Source organism: Streptomyces sp. NPDC101165, from assembly GCF_044768135.1.
In the GTDB taxonomy this organism is placed as follows: domain Bacteria; phylum Actinomycetota; class Actinomycetes; order Streptomycetales; family Streptomycetaceae; genus Streptomyces.
Genome location: NZ_JBIWPG010000007.1, coordinates 157,256 through 172,807, shown reverse-complemented (window position 1 = coordinate 172,807; position 15,552 = coordinate 157,256). Strand labels below are relative to the sequence as shown.

The 15,552-nt window shown below is 71.8% G+C and carries 11 protein-coding genes and 4 pseudogenes; 7 read left to right on the top strand and 8 right to left on the bottom strand.

The annotated features are described in order from the left end of the window. The first annotated feature begins 5 nt into the window (after nucleotides 1-5). Nucleotides 6-1,379: a cryptochrome/photolyase family protein gene (locus tag ACIRVH_RS16780; protein WP_403953378.1), complete on the top strand. Its 1,374-nt coding sequence runs from the start codon at nucleotides 6-8 to the stop codon at nucleotides 1,377-1,379. A gap of 107 nt (nucleotides 1,380-1,486) precedes the next feature. On the opposite strand, the pseudogene ACIRVH_RS16775 reads toward ACIRVH_RS16780, so the two are convergent. The 3 genes and pseudogenes from ACIRVH_RS16775 to ACIRVH_RS16765 form a co-directional block, all read right to left on the bottom strand. Further along, nucleotides 1,487-2,741, bottom strand: a pseudogene (locus ACIRVH_RS16775) (FAD-dependent oxidoreductase). A 220-nt stretch (nucleotides 2,742-2,961) separates the two neighbouring features. Beyond that, nucleotides 2,962-3,158 (bottom strand): annotated as a pseudogene (locus ACIRVH_RS16770) (isorenieratene synthase); the annotation flags it as partial. 109 nt (nucleotides 3,159-3,267) lie between these two features. Continuing rightward, a complete protein-coding gene (locus tag ACIRVH_RS16765) occupies nucleotides 3,268-4,302 on the bottom strand; it encodes a MerR family transcriptional regulator (protein ID WP_403953375.1) in 1,035 nt (344 codons plus the stop codon). Between the two features lie 234 nt (nucleotides 4,303-4,536). Between ACIRVH_RS16765 and ACIRVH_RS16760 the strand changes: the two genes are divergently transcribed. Then, complete coding sequence (locus tag ACIRVH_RS16760; RefSeq protein WP_403953372.1) at nucleotides 4,537-5,148, top strand: RNA polymerase sigma factor; 612 nt, start codon at nucleotides 4,537-4,539, stop codon at nucleotides 5,146-5,148. A gap of 123 nt (nucleotides 5,149-5,271) precedes the next feature. Here the strand turns inward: ACIRVH_RS16760 and ACIRVH_RS16755 are convergent, their stop codons facing one another. Next, nucleotides 5,272-5,556 carry a hypothetical protein gene (locus tag ACIRVH_RS16755; RefSeq protein WP_403953369.1) on the bottom strand — a complete coding sequence of 95 codons (285 nt, stop codon included), beginning with the start codon at nucleotides 5,554-5,556 and terminating at the stop codon, nucleotides 5,272-5,274. A gap of 134 nt (nucleotides 5,557-5,690) precedes the next feature. Here ACIRVH_RS16755 and ACIRVH_RS16750 point away from each other — a divergent pair. Next, nucleotides 5,691-6,419, top strand: a pseudogene (locus ACIRVH_RS16750) (cytochrome P450); the annotation flags it as partial. 184 nt (nucleotides 6,420-6,603) lie between these two features. Here the strand turns inward: ACIRVH_RS16750 and ACIRVH_RS16745 are convergent. Continuing rightward, on the bottom strand, nucleotides 6,604-7,737 hold the full coding sequence (locus tag ACIRVH_RS16745; protein WP_403953367.1) for a nitric oxide synthase oxygenase: 1,134 nt from the start codon (nucleotides 7,735-7,737) through the stop codon (nucleotides 6,604-6,606). Between the two features lie 160 nt (nucleotides 7,738-7,897). After that, nucleotides 7,898-9,070 (bottom strand): globin domain-containing protein, encoded by a 1,173-nt coding sequence (locus ACIRVH_RS16740; protein ID WP_403953364.1) that lies wholly within the window; start codon nucleotides 9,068-9,070, stop codon nucleotides 7,898-7,900. Between the two features lie 1,156 nt (nucleotides 9,071-10,226). On the opposite strand from ACIRVH_RS16740, the gene ACIRVH_RS16735 reads away from it, so the two are divergent. Further along, nucleotides 10,227-10,682 carry an RpiB/LacA/LacB family sugar-phosphate isomerase gene (locus ACIRVH_RS16735; protein WP_403953362.1) on the top strand — a complete coding sequence of 152 codons (456 nt, stop codon included), beginning with the start codon at nucleotides 10,227-10,229 and terminating at the stop codon, nucleotides 10,680-10,682. A 106-nt stretch (nucleotides 10,683-10,788) separates the two neighbouring features. Here the strand turns inward: ACIRVH_RS16735 and ACIRVH_RS16730 are convergent, their stop codons facing one another. Next, nucleotides 10,789-11,154 carry a DUF6479 family protein gene (locus tag ACIRVH_RS16730; RefSeq protein WP_403953360.1) on the bottom strand — a complete coding sequence of 122 codons (366 nt, stop codon included), beginning with the start codon at nucleotides 11,152-11,154 and terminating at the stop codon, nucleotides 10,789-10,791. A 192-nt stretch (nucleotides 11,155-11,346) separates the two neighbouring features. On the opposite strand from ACIRVH_RS16730, the gene ACIRVH_RS16725 reads away from it, so the two are divergent. The 3 genes from ACIRVH_RS16725 (at nucleotide 11,347) to ACIRVH_RS16715 (ending at nucleotide 13,940) form a co-directional block, all read left to right on the top strand. Further along, nucleotides 11,347-11,721 (top strand): ferredoxin, encoded by a 375-nt coding sequence (locus ACIRVH_RS16725; protein WP_403953357.1) that lies wholly within the window; start codon nucleotides 11,347-11,349, stop codon nucleotides 11,719-11,721. Nucleotides 11,722-11,805: 84 nt separating this feature from the next. Further along, entirely contained in the window at nucleotides 11,806-13,020 is a 1,215-nt protein-coding gene (locus ACIRVH_RS16720; RefSeq protein WP_403953356.1) for an acyl-CoA dehydrogenase family protein, read from the top strand. Nucleotides 13,021-13,274: 254 nt separating this feature from the next. Next, nucleotides 13,275-13,940 carry a 2-phosphosulfolactate phosphatase gene (locus ACIRVH_RS16715; protein WP_403953939.1) on the top strand — a complete coding sequence of 222 codons (666 nt, stop codon included), beginning with the start codon at nucleotides 13,275-13,277 and terminating at the stop codon, nucleotides 13,938-13,940. Between the two features lie 22 nt (nucleotides 13,941-13,962). Here the strand turns inward: ACIRVH_RS16715 and ACIRVH_RS16710 are convergent. Then, a pseudogene (locus ACIRVH_RS16710) lies at nucleotides 13,963-15,492 on the bottom strand (ISKra4 family transposase). Between the last annotated feature and the right edge of the window lie 60 nt (nucleotides 15,493-15,552).

Genomic DNA, 15,552 nt, shown 5'->3' with positions numbered 1-15,552 from the left:
CGCTCATGCACGTCTCGGTCGTCCTGTTCACCGCCGACCTGCGCCTGCACGACCATCCGCCGCTGCGAGCGGCCCTGGAGGCGGCCGACGCCGTCGTCCCGCTGTTCGTGCGGGACCGGGCCGTCGAGGCAGCCGGCTTCGCCGCACCCAACCGCCGCGCCTTCCTCGACGGCTGTCTCGCGGACCTGGACGCCTCACTGCGCGAGCGGGGCGGCCGACTCGTGGTGCGCTCCGGCGACCCGGTGGAGGAAGCGTGCCGGGTGGTGACCGAGGCGGACGCCGACGAGGTGCACATGTCGGCCGAGCACAGCTCGTTCGCCGTGTGCCGGGAACAACGGCTGCGCTCCGCTCTGGAGCAGGCAGGCTGCCGGCTGTTCGTGCACGACGCGGTCACCGTCGCCGTACCGCCAGGCGTGGTGACCCCCGCGTCCTCCGACCACTTCGCCGTCTTCACCCCGTACTACCGGCAGTGGACGCAGGTGCCGCTGCGGCCGGTCGTCGGCGCTCCGCGTCGGGTGCCCGTGCCCGACGAGGTGCGCGGCGAAAAGCTCCCCGCGCGCGACGAGACCACCGGGGCGTCCCCGGATCTGCCGCCCGGCGGGGAGAGCGAGGCCCGCAAACAGGCGACCGTCTACTGGCGCCACGGCCTGGACGCCTATGAGACCACCCGCGACGACCTGGCTTCCGACGCCACCTCGCGCCTCTCCGCCCACCTGCACTTCGGCACCCTGTCCCCGGCGGAGCTCGTACAGCGCGCCCGCTGGCGTGGCGGCGCCGGTGCCGAGGCGTTCGTACGGCAGCTCGCCTGGCGTGACTTCCACCGGCAGGTGCTCGCCGCGCGTCCCTGGACAGCCCGTGCCGACTACCGCACCAAGCGCGACCGCTGGCGCACGGAGCGCACCGCCGGTGCCGACATCGACGCCTGGCGCGAGGGCCGCACCGGCTACCCGGTCATCGACGCGGCCATGCGACAACTGCACCAGCAGGGCTGGATGCACAACCGCGCCCGGCTCCTCACCGCCAGCTTCCTCACCAAGACCCTCTACGTCGACTGGCGGATCGGCGCCGCCCACTTCCTGCACTGGCTGGTCGACGGCGACGTGGCCAACAACCAGCTCAACTGGCAGTGGATGGCCGGCACCGGCACCGACACCCGCCCCAACCGGGTCCTCAACCCGGTCACGCAGGCCAAGAAGTACGACCCGGACGGCACCTACGTGCGCCGTTGGGTCCCCGAACTCGCCGACGTCGAAGCCCCGTCGGTGCACGAACCGTGGAAGCTGCCGGGCCTGGACCGCGCCGCCCTCGACTATCCCGACCCGATCGTCGAACTCTCCGACGGACTCGACCGCTTCCGCCGGGGCCGGGGTAAGCACTGAACCGGTCCACCGAGCACCGGCTCGCCGGGTTCGGCCCGGGCCCCGTAACAGCGCGGAGGGCTTCGCACGGCAGATCGCCGGCCGGCGCGTTCCTTCCGGTCCCGGCGTCAACCGCCCGTCAGGTCCGCCGCCACCTCCCGGGCCGCCCGGGCTCCCGATGCCAGTGCACCCTGCACCGAGCCGGTCGCGCGGTGGTCGCCGCACACGTACCGGCCCGGTGCGACCCGGCTGTGGCGGCTGAGGGGCAGCCCCGGCGGCATCACGGGCAGTGCCTCCTCCACCGTGCGGGCCGCGATCAGGTCCCAGCCGGCGGTGTCGGTCTCGTAGCACTCGGCGAGGGCCGCCCGGACGCCCGTCTCCCGGCCCCTGACGTCATCGCCGAGCACCGAGGTGGCCACGAGTGCGTACCCGCGTCGGGCGTGCGCGGGGTGCAGCTCGCTCATGACGCAGCTGTTGGCGAAGCGCCCCCGCGCGTCCGTCACCAGCGTCGGCTCGCGCAGGGGGGGAGTGGGCGGCGAGGTGGTAGTAGGTCGTGACCGTGCGGTACGGCGGGACGGGCAGGCGCGGCAGCAGTCGGGCCGCCGCACCCGGCCCCGCTGCCACGACCACCGCCCGCGCCGCCACGGGCCGGTCCCCGTCCACGAGGACGCCCTCGTCCGACAGCGCCGTCACCGGCGATTCCAGGGCCAGAGTGCCGGGCCGGAGCCGGGACGCCAGCAGTCCGGGCACGGCCCCGATGCCGGCGGCCGGCAGGCAGAGGGTGCCGCGGGCCATGCTCCGCCACACGAGATGGAAGAAGCGGCTGGAGGTCCCCAGGTCGTCCTCCAGGAACACCCCGGACAGGAACGGCCGGAAGAACCGTTCCACGAACGCGTCGGTGAAGCCTGCCCCGGACAGCGCCCGCCGTGTCGTGGTGTCCCGCCCGCGCCGTAGCAGCGCCGCGGGAGCGAGGGCGTCCCAGCCGGTCAGCGCGGCCAGGGCGGCCAGGTCGCGCGGCCCGGCCAGCCCGTCGGTCAGTCCCGCCACGGCGTGCCGGGTCGCCCGGGTGGGGTCGGCGAACCTGAGCAGCCGGTCGCCGTCACGCACCAGGAAGCCGGGTGTGAAGGGGCGCAACCGCAGCCGCCGCAGGGGCACCCGGCGCCGTACCTGGGGATAGGCGGTGTTGAAGACCTGGAAGCCACGGTCCACGGTGCACCCCGCCACGAGGTCGGTGCGCATCCGGCCGCCGGGCCGGTCCCCGGCCTCCAGCAGCCGTACCCGCAGCCCCGCCGTGAGGAGGTCCCGGGCACAGGCCAGTCCGGCGGGTCCCGCGCCCACGACGACGACGTCCCACCGCGTGCCGTACGGGTCTCGGTTGCTCATCTCGCTCCCTCACCTCCGCCGTCGACCGGGCGCGGCCGCCCGCGCCCGGTCACTCTTCCCCCGCGCACGGCCGGGTGGATGCGGGGCGCGACAGCGGGATGCCGTTCGCCGTACCCGGGTACCGCGGGCCACGACGTCCCAAGTGGCCTGTTCGCCCCGGTACTCGCCGAGGCGCCCCGGGAGTGTCCGGTCGGTTCTCGACGGCCGCCCCGACGCGCGCCGCAGCCCACTGCCGGGCGGCGGTGCGGCCCCGGCCGGGGACCGCCTACAGGGCGTGGCCCCGCAGCCCCACCGGCGCTGCAGCGTGTCGGCGGCGGGGAAGCCGCTGGTGGCCGCTCGTTCCATCAGCGCCACCGGCAGACCCGTGCGGACCGTGTCGCCCGCCACGACCAGCCCGGGCGCGGGCGTGCCCACCGTGGCCTGCAGAACCGAGCGGCCCGTGGCGGGTGCGCGGAGTTCGGACTCGTACCGCGGGCCGAACGGCGTGGGGCGGTCGGACTTGGCCCCGACGGCCGGCGTGCGGCGGTCAGACTCGCCCGGCCGGCCCGCGTACGGCGCCGTCCGTGCCGTACAGGCCGCTCAGCATCCGGACGGCCTCCCGCAGACCCGCGCACCGAGGGAAGCCGCCGGCCCCGCGCCGGTCCCAGCCCGGGCCCGCCGGCAGTACGAAGGGCCCCCTGCGGGCGCCCGCAGATCCCCACTGCAGGTCCGCGACATGCCGGGCCAGCGGCGTCGACGCTGATGAGCGGGTCTGCGCCCACAACACGACGGCGGCCGGGCCGGTGCGCCGGACACAGGCCACCAGCGCCTCCGCCGGTACGGCGGCGCCAAGCATCCGCGTCGGCACGCCGAGTTCGTCCAGCGCCGCGTCGAGTGCCTCCAGCGGCAGCGAGTGCTGCTCGCCGGGTACGCACGCCAGCACGACCGGCTCGGTGCCGACGGGTTCCGCCGCCCGCGGCAGCACCAGCGGCGCACGGCGCAAGGCGGTGGAGATCTGCCAGGACAGCAGGTGCTCCACCTCCACGTAACGGTCGCCGGAGGACTCCCACTTGCGGCCCATCGCGCGCAGTGTCGGCACCATCACCTCCTCCCACGCCGTGGTCAGCCCGTGCTCCCTGACCGCGTCCAGCAGCCGGCTCTCCAGTTCGGGCGCGTCCAGCCGCACCGCGGCCCGGGCCAGCCCCCGGCACTCCTGGCGCACGTCGCCGAGCGGCAGCCCACCGCCTGCACCGCCGCGACGGGCGTCGTCCCGGAGCGCCGGTGCCGGCGGTGGGCTGCCGGAAGGACCGGCCGGGGCAGGGAGGGAAGATCCCCCCTCGCCGTGCCTGAGACGGGCCACCCGAGCCGCTTCGGCCGGGGGAGCGCCGGCCGCCGCCAGCCGGCACATCTCCTCGACCATCGCCACGTCCTGCGGACTCCAACGCCTGTGCCGCCCCTGTGACCGCGAGGCGGGCCCCAGGCCGTAGCGGCGGTCCCAGGAGCGCAGGGTGGTGGGGGAGACGCCCAGTCGACGGGCCACCGCGCCCGTGGTCAGCCCGGCCGACTCCGTCGCGTCGCTCATGACTGTCACCTCGCGCCGCTTCGTCGGGCGTGAGCCCGTCCGTCCGCATGCTCCTGCTTTCAGATTAAACGATGCGAGATCGATGCGAGTTGTCGCCCTCTTCCTCCGGGCGCACGCTGAACGCGCAGGACAACGGCACGTACGGCGCGGTGGGGCCCGAGGCCGCACCGCTCATCGGGTGAGTGTCGCCCCCGATCGGCGACGCCCGCCCGGTTCACGAGGAGAGACGTGGTCATGGACCGCATTCCGGCCGCACCGAGCTCCGTCACCACCGCCGAGCCCGGTCTCGCCCATCCGCCACCGCACGTCGTGGACGGCATCCCGCTGCCCGCCGACGACGCCGCCTGGTCCGCGCTCCACCGGCGGTGGGGCGGGCTGGTCCACGGACTCGCCCAGCAGGCGCTCGGTGACGCAGGGGATGCGGAGGACGTGACCCAGCAGGTGTTCACCGACGCCTGGCGCGGACGGCACGGATACGTCCCGGAGCGTGGAACACCGGCCGCCTGGCTCGTCGGGATCACCCGGCGCAAGGTGGCCGACGCGCTGGCAGCGAGGGCGCGACGCGCCCGGCTCGCCGTCGCGGCCGCCAGCCTGCCCCCGGTGCCGGGCCGCGAGGCCGCCGGCGAGCCCGAGGACGCACTCGACCGGCTGGTAGTGGGCCGCGCGCTGCGGCAACTCAGCTCCGCGCAGCGGCAGGTGCTGCACCTGGCCTACTACGAGGACCTGACGCAGGCACAGATCGCCCGGATCACCGGCTGGCCGCTCGGCACGGTCAAGAGTCACACCCGGCGCGGCCTCGACCACCTCCGCCGCTGCCTCGAGGACTCGGGTGTCGCGGCGGCCTGACGCGCACGATCGATGCAAGTTCGACAATGCTGGAAAAGTGGTCTCCGATTTTGATGCACGGACGACTTGATGCACACACGAAGGGGGTCCTGCTCCTCGGCATCGGCCCTGTGGCAGCGCAGGTCATCCTCCGCCGCCCACGAGAGCCGGCGCCGCGTCCAGGAGGAGCCATGTGTACGGATGGCGGGGCGAACGGAACAGGTCGTCGGAGGCGGCGTGTTCCACGATGCGCCCCAGGCGCAGGACGGCGACGTCGTCCGCGACCTGCCGTACGGCGGTGAGACTGTGGCTGATGAACAGGACGGTCAGGCCGAGACGGCTCTGGAGCTCCCGCAGGGTCCCCAGGACGGCGGCCTGCGACGGCACGTCGAGGGCCGAGGTGATCTCGTCCGCGACATCTGCACCCACCTGCCCCGACGGCAGTCCGTACCGAAGAAGTCGACAGCTCGTGCTCCGGGCGAGCGAGCGTCTGGGGCAACTCCAGCACGCCGGACCACACCCGGCTGCGCGGTGCCGTCGGCCGCGCCTTCACCGCCCGTCGCATGGCGGCCCTGCGCCCCCGTGTCGAGCGGCTCACCGCCGAGCTGCTCGACGATCTGCACCGCTGCTCACCCGACGGCGTCCTCGAACTGGTCGACGGATACGCCTACCCGCTGGCCGTCACGATCGTCTGCGAACTGACCGGCGTCCCCGAGGCGGACCGGGCGGTCTTCCGCCGCTGGGGCCACGACATCCTCGTCATGGAACCCGGACGGCTGCGGGAGTCCTCCCCGGCGGTGATCGAGACCGTCCTGCGCCTGCTCGACGAGCGACGCCGTGCACCCGCCGACGACCTGCTGACCACCCTCGCCGGTGCCCGGGACGACGACAGGCTGCGGCTGACCGAGGAGGAGGCCGTCGCGATGGTCCTCAACGTCGTCATGGCCGGCTACGACAACACGGCCCAGCTCCTCGTCAACGCGATCGCCGCCCTGCTCACCCACCCCGAGCAGCTGCGGCTGCTGCGCGACGACCCCGGTCTGACGCCGGACGCGGTGAACGAGTTCATCCGCTGGTGCGGTCCCGACATCATGGTGCGCATGCGCATCGCCGCCGAGGACCTCGACCTCCACGGCACACCCGTCCGCAAGGGGGACTGCGTCCAGTTCATCCTGGTCTCCGCCAACCGCGACCCCCGCTGCTACGAAGACCCCGACCGCCTGGACATCACCCGCCGCCCCCAGGACGGCACCGAGGGCCACATCGGCTTCGGCCACGGCCTCCACTACTGCGTCGGCGCCGCTCTGTCCCGGCTGCAGTGCGAGATCGCGCTGACGACCCTGCTGGCACGGCACCCCGGCCTGCGCCTGGCCGACGGGCCCGAGGGCCTGCGCCGAACCGCCGTCCCCGGGGGCGGCCTCGCGCCTGCCACACCTGCGGGTACGCGTCTGACAGGGGCCTGGAACAAGTGCCCTCTCAGACAGCGCCGTAGGGGCATCCCTCCGGCGCCCCTGCGGTCCGGTGCACGAAGGCGGGCCGCAGGTCGGGATCCTCGGGGTCGTAGTAGCGGTGGAACACCGCTGTCGCCCCTCCGGACAGGGGCGGGACGATCCAGCTCCAGTCGGTCGGCACCGGGCGCCCGTGCCGCCTCTCGCGGTCCACGTGCGCAAGGAACCGCTGCGATTCCGTGTGGTGGTCGGCCATGCTCACCCCCGCCTTCTCGTAGGAATGCAGGACCGCCAGGTTCAGCTCGACCAGGGCGCGGTCCCGCCACAGGGTGCGCTCGTTGCGGGTGTCGAGGCCGAACAGCTCGGCGACGGCGGGCAGCAGGTTGTACCGGTCGGTGTCGGCGAGGTTGCGCGAGCCGATCTCGGTGCCCATGTACCAGCCGTTGAAGGGCGCGGCCGGGTACGTGACCCCGCCGATCTCCAGCGACATGTCGCTGACGGCCGGCACCGAGTACCAGCGCAGACCGAGGTCGGCGAACCCTGGATGGCCCGGATGCGTCAACGGCACCTCCAACACGGCGTCCTCGGGCACCTCGTAGAACTGCGGGGTCGGGCCGGCGCCGGGCTGCACCAGCAACGGCAGCACCTCGAAGGGGGTTTCGCCGCCCTTCCAGCCCAAGTCCCTGGCCAGCGCCACCCGGTGGGCGCTGCGCGGGTCGTCCGCGTAGCGCACCAACTGCTCGCCCAGCAGCGTGGCGGCGGGACGGCCGGGGCGATCGGGGGCGAAGACGCTGATGACCGGCCGGATACGGCCTCCGTTGGTCGCGATCCGCAGATGCTCGAAGCACTCGCCGGCGATGTCGTCGGGATGTGTGACGTGCCGAAGGTCCCGCACGATCAGGTTGTTCCAGTAGAGCCGGCCTATGCACCGCGCCGCGTTGCGCCAGGCCACCCGCGCGCCGAACGCCAGCTCCGCCGGGGTGTGTTCGTATGTGCCGAAGCGCTCCACCTCCGCGGTGACCTCCGCGAGCCGCCGGCCCGGATCGCCGTCGCCCGGGTTCTCGGCGGCGTACTGGCGGATGAACACCTCGGCGGCCGCCAGGACGGCCTCGTGCGCCGACGGGCGGTGCCGGGCCGGGTCGGACGAGAGGGGGAGTTGCACCGGATTCTCTCCTGCCTGGGGTCTGGTGCTCACACGGGCCCGGCGCGCCGGCAGTGGTCCGGCGGCCGCTCGGCCGGGAGCGGACGGGGCGAAGCCGAGTCCGGTGGGCGGGCGCGGCATGGGAGTGGCCGCACGGCCGGGGCCGGGTCGGGCAGGACGCTCAGTCCTCGGGCGGTTCCCGCAACCGCCGGGGCAGCAGCGCGGCCTCGAGTGCGGGCACGTCGAAGGGGTCGAAATGGATCCGCTCCTGCGGGATACCCTGCCGGGCCAGGGTGGCGCTGGCCTGCGTGACCATGTCCACCGGCCCGGAGAGGAACGCCTCGTGCCGGTACCACGGCCCGAACTCGTTCAGCACCTGCGGCAGGGTGCCCTCCAGCCCCGCAATACGCTCCTGCGACACCGCGGCGCGCACCGAGAGCCAGTGGTGCCGCTGGGACATCCTGAGCATGTCGTCCAGGCCGTAGAGCTCCTCGGCGGTCCGCGCGCCGAGGAAGACGTCGACGTAGCGCTCTCTCCCGGTGCGGGCCGCGTCCTCGACCAGGGCCTTGATGGGGGCCATGCCGGTCCCGCCGGCCACGCACACCAGATCCCGGTCGGTGCGCGGGTCGAGCGTCATGTCGCCCTGAGTGGGTCCGAGTCGCACCGTGTCCCCGGCCTTGGCGCTGTAGACCAGGCCCTGGCTGACCTGGCCCTTGGCGATCGCACGCACGTGGAAGGTCACGGTGTTGTCCGCTCGCGGCGCGTGCGCGGGCGAGTAGTAGCGCCATGCCTTGGGGTGCCAGGGCGTCTCCACGCTCGCGTACTGGCCTGCCGTGTACGGGTAGGGCGCATCGGGCCGCACGGTGATCTCCGCGATGCCGTGGCCGCGGTGCTGGTGCTGGATGATCTCCGCCTCCCACACCGCGGGCGCCGTGCGGGCGTCCTCTCCCGCGGCGTGCATCATCACCTGCGCGACGACGTCGTATCCGTGCGTCCATGCGGCGGCCAGCTCCGGGCTCCACGCCGGGCCGGCGTAGCGGGCCAGGGATGAGAGCAGGCACTCGCCCACCGCGGGGTAGTGGCCGTCCAGCGCCCCGAACTTGCGGTGGTCGCGACCGAGCCGGCCGCAGAACCGGATCAGGTTCTCCGGGTCGTCGACGAGGTCGACGATCTGCAGCAGCCCGCGCAGCAACCGGTCGCGCTGGACGTCCAGGTTGTCCGGGAAGAGCCCGCGCACCTCGGGGTGGCGCGCGAACAGAATGGCGTAGAAGTACACCGTCATGTCCGCTGCTTGCGGGCCGACCACGGCCACGCTCGCGCGCATCAGGGCGATTTCCTCCGCGGTCAGCGGCACGAGGTCCGGCAGTGGACTCGGCGCCGGGGGCGAGGGAGTGGAAGGAGGCGCTGCTGATTCCGGTGACTGTGCCGTGGCATCCGCTGCGTCACGGCGTCCTCGCGACGCACGGGAAAATATCACCGGGCGCCTCCCGTTTCAGATTGAATCGTCATCACCATCAGGGAAATTCGGTGTCAGAGCAGTGGGGAGCGGGGACGGCCGCGACCGCTGCACAACCGGTCGCAGCCGCCGGGGACAGGCCGATGGCCGGCACGGCGTTCCGCTGTGCCGGATGTCCACCCAGTACCCAGAAAGGGTCCGCCGTTCGGCAGTGGCGCCGTCACGATACGACGCCACGGATCAACTCGGCCGCACGCTGGAGACTTTGGAAACGGACGGGGCGGAACTCCCTGGGACGTCCTGCCGTTCGATGGTGATCGGCAGGAACGCATTCACCCTAATACACAATCTTCACCCGTCAACCAAAGGACCGACACGACCTCGCCGCCACTCGCGCGCTTTCGTCCCGCAGGCCCGCCTGTGAGGCGCGTATTCGGTGCGGAGGAGGGGGAGTTGGCTCGGAATCGACCGGAGGAAGCGTGCGCAACCGGCCGGAAGAAAACCGCAGTGCCGCAGCCGTCAACTCCAGGTAATCAGCGCCCACTTCTGCCGGTGCGGTGGCGAAGTCGCTCCGAATTGCCACCCGATACCAGTTGGTTTCGCGCGCTGAGGTGCATTCAGAAGGCATGACTCATGACGGCGTACTACCAGGTGAATTCACCGTGCTGAACGTGATCTCTGTCGGTAAATCCGGATAACCTGGGCACTCGGGTTCCTGGGCTGCGGTCCTTCCCCCCGGAAGACCGGCGTCCCCGCGGGCGCCCGCCGGCGCAGGCGACCGCGGCGCAAGAAGAGGGACCTTCCGCCTTCCGCCGAGAATTCAGGCAAGTGGAAATTGCGCCACCTATTCCTGTCGGCAGTTTCAAGAACCAGACGGGTCTGACGCCGCTCCGCTTGCCTGCCACGGCGTGGCGGCACTGCAGATGAGGGCCGGCACGGCCTGGATGGAAAACGTTGGATAGAGTCGTCGTTGCTGAGAGCCGACGAAACTGATGTCCGCACGACATGTCACCAGGCCTGCGAGGCTCCCTTACCCGGGAGGATAGAGTCGCGCATGATGATCTCCGTCTCCTCCGACATGGACGAACCCGTCGCCCGCCTCCTCGTGGCGGAACTGCGCCGGCGCGGCCACGAGGTGCGTGAGCACGGCGCGCTGCGGTCCGGTGCCGATCCGCAGTGGGCGGTCTGTTCCGAGGCCGCCGCCCGGGACGTCGCCGAGGGCAGGTCCGATCAGGCGGTCGTGTGCTGCTGGACCGGCACCGGCGCCTCCATCGCCGCGAACAAGGTGCCGGGCGTCCGTGCGGCCCTGTGCACGGATGCCGCCACGGCCGAGGGTGCCCGCCGCTGGAACGACGCCAACGTCCTGGCGCTCAGCCTGCGGCTCACCTCGGCACCGGTGCTGACGGAGATCCTCGGCGCCTGGTTCGCCGCCGAGCCGAGCCAGGACCCGGAGGACGTGCAGAACGTGGCCCGCGTCGGCCGCCTGGACGCCGCCAGGAACGTCTCCTAGCGGTGTACGGCGGCCTGGCGCGGGCCAGGGCCGGTCGTTCGCTCGGTGTCGTGTGGGTGGTGTCCGGTGTTCGGCGTGGTGTTCGGTGTTCTGCGTTCGGTCGGATTCAGTGGGCGCCCAGTCCGCCGCCGCCGAACGAGCCGCTCGACCCCTTGCTCCAGCGCGGGCGCTCCTTCGAGGCGCTGGGCCTGGTGTCCATGTTCGTCAGCTCGTACGGGGTGAGCGGGCGACCGCCCTTGGGCATCTCGGGAACCTCCTGGGACTCCCTGTTCTCCCGGACCTCGTGCACCGGGCCCTCGGGTGGCAGGTGCGGCTGCTCCTCGGGGCGTGGTCGCGGGGACTCCCGGTACTTGACGCGCGAGGTCATCCAGTAGCCGCCGGCGAGGAACGCCAGGAGGGCCATGGCCACCAGGAAGAGCACGAGGCTCATCAGACCGCTTGCCGCAGCCAGCTGCATCTGTGCGGTACTCATAGGACAGGAATACCCCACCCGGAACGGGACGAACCGGACACATTGGGTGGCCGCGCCTCCACGGACGGCGACACGGCCCGGTCGCGGCGTCACCTCGCCCCGGTGGAGCGGTGTCACGCGGTCCCGTGAAGCGGGTGTCACCTGGTCCCGGTGAACGGGTTTGCGACGCTCCCGCCCGGCTACCCGCCCGGTGTGACATCGCCGACTTCTCCACAGCAGCTCTACAGGTTCCTGGAGGACCGCTTCGAGTGCGCCCAGGCGTGCACGGAGTGCGCCAGAGCGTGTGCGGTGCGTGCGGGCCTCCTGGATCCGGTCGGTTCGCCGCGGCAGGACCGCGTGCGCCGGCTGGGCATCATGTGCGCCGAGGTGTGCGACTCCACCTGCCGGATGCTGTCCGAGCAGGACCGTCAGGACGAGGAAGGGGTCAGGATCCAGCTGGAATGGTGCCGCTCGGTCTGCCTCGACTGCGCGGACGCTTTCGCCGGGCATCCCGGTGCCGAATCGACCGCGGGGGTGTGCCGGGCCTGTGCCGAGGCGTGCACGGGCTTCATCGCGGCCCTGAACTGAGTCCCGGCGCCGCCATTCCCTATTTCTGAAACACGTTCTACGGTGTGCGCCGTCAGGACCGCCCTTGGGGACCCTGGAGGCGCCGTGCACCTCGACCACACGCCCGAGCAGCAGCGACTGCGCAGCGAGCTGCGCGCCTACTTCGCCGAGCTGGTGCCCGATCATGCCTACGCCCGGTACGCGGATCCGGCCGCGCAGAAGCGGTTCTACCGCGAGACGATCCGGCGGCTCGGCACGGACGGCTGGCTCGGCGTGGGCTGGCCCGAGGAGTACGGCGGGCGCGGGATGTCCGCGATGGAGCAGTTCATCTTCTTCGACGAGGCCGCGCAGGCCGGCGTACCGCTGCCGCTGATGGCGCTGAACACGGTGGGCCCGACGATCATGCAGTTCGGCACCGAGGAGCAGAAGGCGTACTTCCTGCCCCGCATCCTCTCCGGCGAGATCGACTTCGCCATCGGCTACAGCGAGCCCGAGGCCGGCACCGACCTCGCTTCCCTGAAGACACGAGCCGTACGCGACGATGGGGGCACCTCCCGCTCGAGCGAAGCCGAGAGTGGGGGAGAGTACGTCGTCAATGGGCAGAAGATCTGGACCACCAACGGCGACACCGCGGACTGGGTGTGGCTGGCCGTGCGCACCGATCCCGGGGCGCCGCCGCACAAGGGCATCACCATGCTCCTGGTGCCGACCTCCGACCCGGGCTACTCCTGCACCGTCATCAACACCCTCGCCTCGCACGACACCACGGCCAGCTACTACGAGAACATCCGTGTCCCCGTCTCGCGCCGGGTCGGTGAGGAGAACCAGGGCTGGCGGCTGATCACCAACCAGCTCAACCACGAACGCGTCACCCTCGCCGCCCACGGCACCATGGCGATCCGAGCCCTGCACGACGTGCAGCGCTGGGCGATGGAGACCAAGCTCGCCGACGGCCGCCGGGTCGTCGACCTGCCCTGGGTGCGCCGCCTGCTCGCCCGGACCCACACCCGGCTCGACGCCATGAAGCTCCTCAACTGGCAGATGGTGACGGCCGTTCAGGAAGGCACCCTCACCCCGCAGGACGCCTCCGCCGTCAAGGTCTACGGCTCCGAATCCCGCCGGGACGCCTACGCCTGGCTCATGGAGGTCGTCGGCGCCGCCGGCCCGCTGAAGGAGGGCTCGGCGGGCGCAGTCCTGCACGGCGAACTGGAGCGCGGCTACCGCTCCGCCGTGATCTTCACCTTCGGCGGCGGCAACAACGAGATCCAGCGCGAGATCATCTCGTGGATCGGGCTGGGGATGCCTCGGGTTCGGCGGTGACCGTCTTGTGACGAGGCATCTTAGTTGGCACATAGGCTGGATAAATGGCATCGACCCGGACGGTGGGTGGTGCGCACAAGGGAGCAAGTCAGATGGGTGTAGCTCTCGCGAAGAGAAGATCTATGGCTCAGTGTCAGCTTCTGCTGGCATGATCGTGGGCCGTGGGTGATGTCTTTGCGCAGGCTGGTCATGGTGTGCGGGTTGAGTGGGGTCCGGTAGGGGCAGAACGTCTCGCGGGTGATGTTGCCTGCTTGGTGGTCGTCGACGTGTTGTCGTTCACCACGTCCGTGACCGTCGCTGTCGACGCGGGGACGCAGGTGTTCCCCTATCCCTGGCGGGATGAGTCTGCTGTGGGCCTCGCCGAGCAGGTGGACGCCGCTTTGGCGGTGGGGCGACGAGCGGTGACCGACGCTTCGCCATGGTCGCTGTCTCCGGCCGCGCTGCGACGCGCTCCGTTTACTCCGCGGCTGGTGCTGCCTTCGCCGAACGGGTCGGCGATCGCCGCCTCCGCCGCCGAAGGCTCCATCGTGGTCGCCGCCTCGTTGCGGAACGCATCGGCCGTCGGGCGATGGCTCGGTGCGCATGGCCACGGGACCATTGAGCATCCTGTTGGGGTGATCGCCGCCGGCGAACGCTGGCCCGACGGCAGTCTTCGGCCGGCGCTCGAGGATATGCTCGGCGCCGGAGCGGTGGTCGCTGCGCTGCTTGAGTGTGGTGGTGAGGTGCCCTCCTCGGAAGCCGTCATGGCGGCGGCGGTTTTCGCCGGGACTCCGGATCCTCGCGCCGCCGTCGCGTCCAGCTCATCCGGGCGCGAGCTTGGTGCAGCGGGGTTCGCCGACGACGTTGCTATCGCCACGGAGGTGGACGTCAGCTCGGTGGTGCCGGTGCTCACCAACGGCGCTTTCGTCGGCGCCGGTTGATCAGACGCTCGTGCTGGATGGTTCAGGTTGTGAGGGCGCACCTCTGCTGGTCGGGCAGGGGGTAGAGGCGCTGGTGCTCGCGCCGTAGGTGAAAGCGCCAATACTCCTCGAAGTCGCCGTTGTCGTTCAGGGCGCGGAGTTTGAGGACGGCATCGGCTCCGGCCAAGCCCCAGCGGGCGCCGGTGATGTCGAGGCGGCCGCCGATCAGATGACGGCAGGCGCCCTCGATCGCGCCAGTGGCGATCGGCCAGCCCGCCGCGAGGGCGGTGTCGTAGCCGAGTTGGTCGAGGTGGTTGGTCAGATAGCCGACGCAGGCGTCCGCGGCCTCGCGTTTCGCTCCGCGCAGGCGGACCCGGTCGGCCTGCGCGGTGATCTCTCGCGCGGCGCGGGCGGCCTGACCATGCAGGATCGTGATCAGGTGGCTGGCGACCCACGCTTCGGCATCGGCGGTGCCGGGCGGATGGAAGGCGTGCGCCGCGGTCCACAGGTACTCACTGACGTGCACGATGTCGAGCAGGACGTGCACGGGGATGTGGCGTCGGTCGGCTTCGGCATGGATGAGGTCGAGCTGATGGCGGGCGCCGTCGACGAGGACCACCCAGGTACGGACGTGGCCGGGGTCGCGGGCTTCGGCCTGGTCGAAGGCGGCGGCGACGGTGTGCTCGGGCGGGTGGACGACCGACCCGGTCAGCCACTTCGCCGAGGCTTTCGGCCCCGGCCGGATTGTCCGTTCGCGGCTGCGTCCGTCCGGCAGGGCGATGATGTCGTGCGGCCGGCGGGGTGCCGGATCGGCGTCGAAGACGCAGGCCAGAGTGGCCATCCGTTTGCGGTGCGGCTTCTCGCCCGGAGCGAGCCGGGTGCGCATCGCCCGCCGGGCGGTCCGGTGGGCCTTGAGGGTGGCGGGCCGCAGGGCCTCGGGCCGCATGACGATGCCCTTGCCGTCGAACTGCAGGACCAGGAGGGTGTCGGCGGTCGCCGGCAGCGGGATCCGACGCTGGTAGAAGCCGTCGATGTCCCGGGCCGCGGCGATGATGAGGTGTTCGGCCTGACGTTTGCCCAGCACCTTCCCGCACCGTTGATCGATTGCCGCCTTGGCCTGGTCGTAGGAGCCGCGGATGGCCTCGGCGACCGCCAGCCGGCGCAGGCCGTGCGAGTGCCGTCCGGCGGAAAGGGACAGGACCCGGTCGACAGGGTGGACGCTGGGCAGCCCCTTCTGCCGTCAGGAGCACCGCTCGACAGTGACCGTGCCGAACACGCAGGCCAGCCGCCGGTGATGGCCCGTCTCCCGATACGGACGCACCAGCCCGTCCGCCCCGGTCACCACCCCACCGATCCCGCGGGGTTGTCCGCGTTCCCGGCGGGCCCGCTGGCCGAGATGGCCCTGGAATAACAGACGCAGCAGCTCACGGCCCCGCTCCTCGATCAGCTCCTCCACTTCGTGATGCGCCATCCGTGCGGTCGCGGCGTCGGCCAAGTCGCCTTGCAGGCAGCCGAAGGCGCTGACTGCGGCAGCGAACTCATCAATGCCATCGAAGGCGTCGTAGGGTTCCATCGCGCTCTTCTTTCTGCGCTTTGTTCTGGTTGGCACCTACGAAGGTAGAAAGAAGAGCCT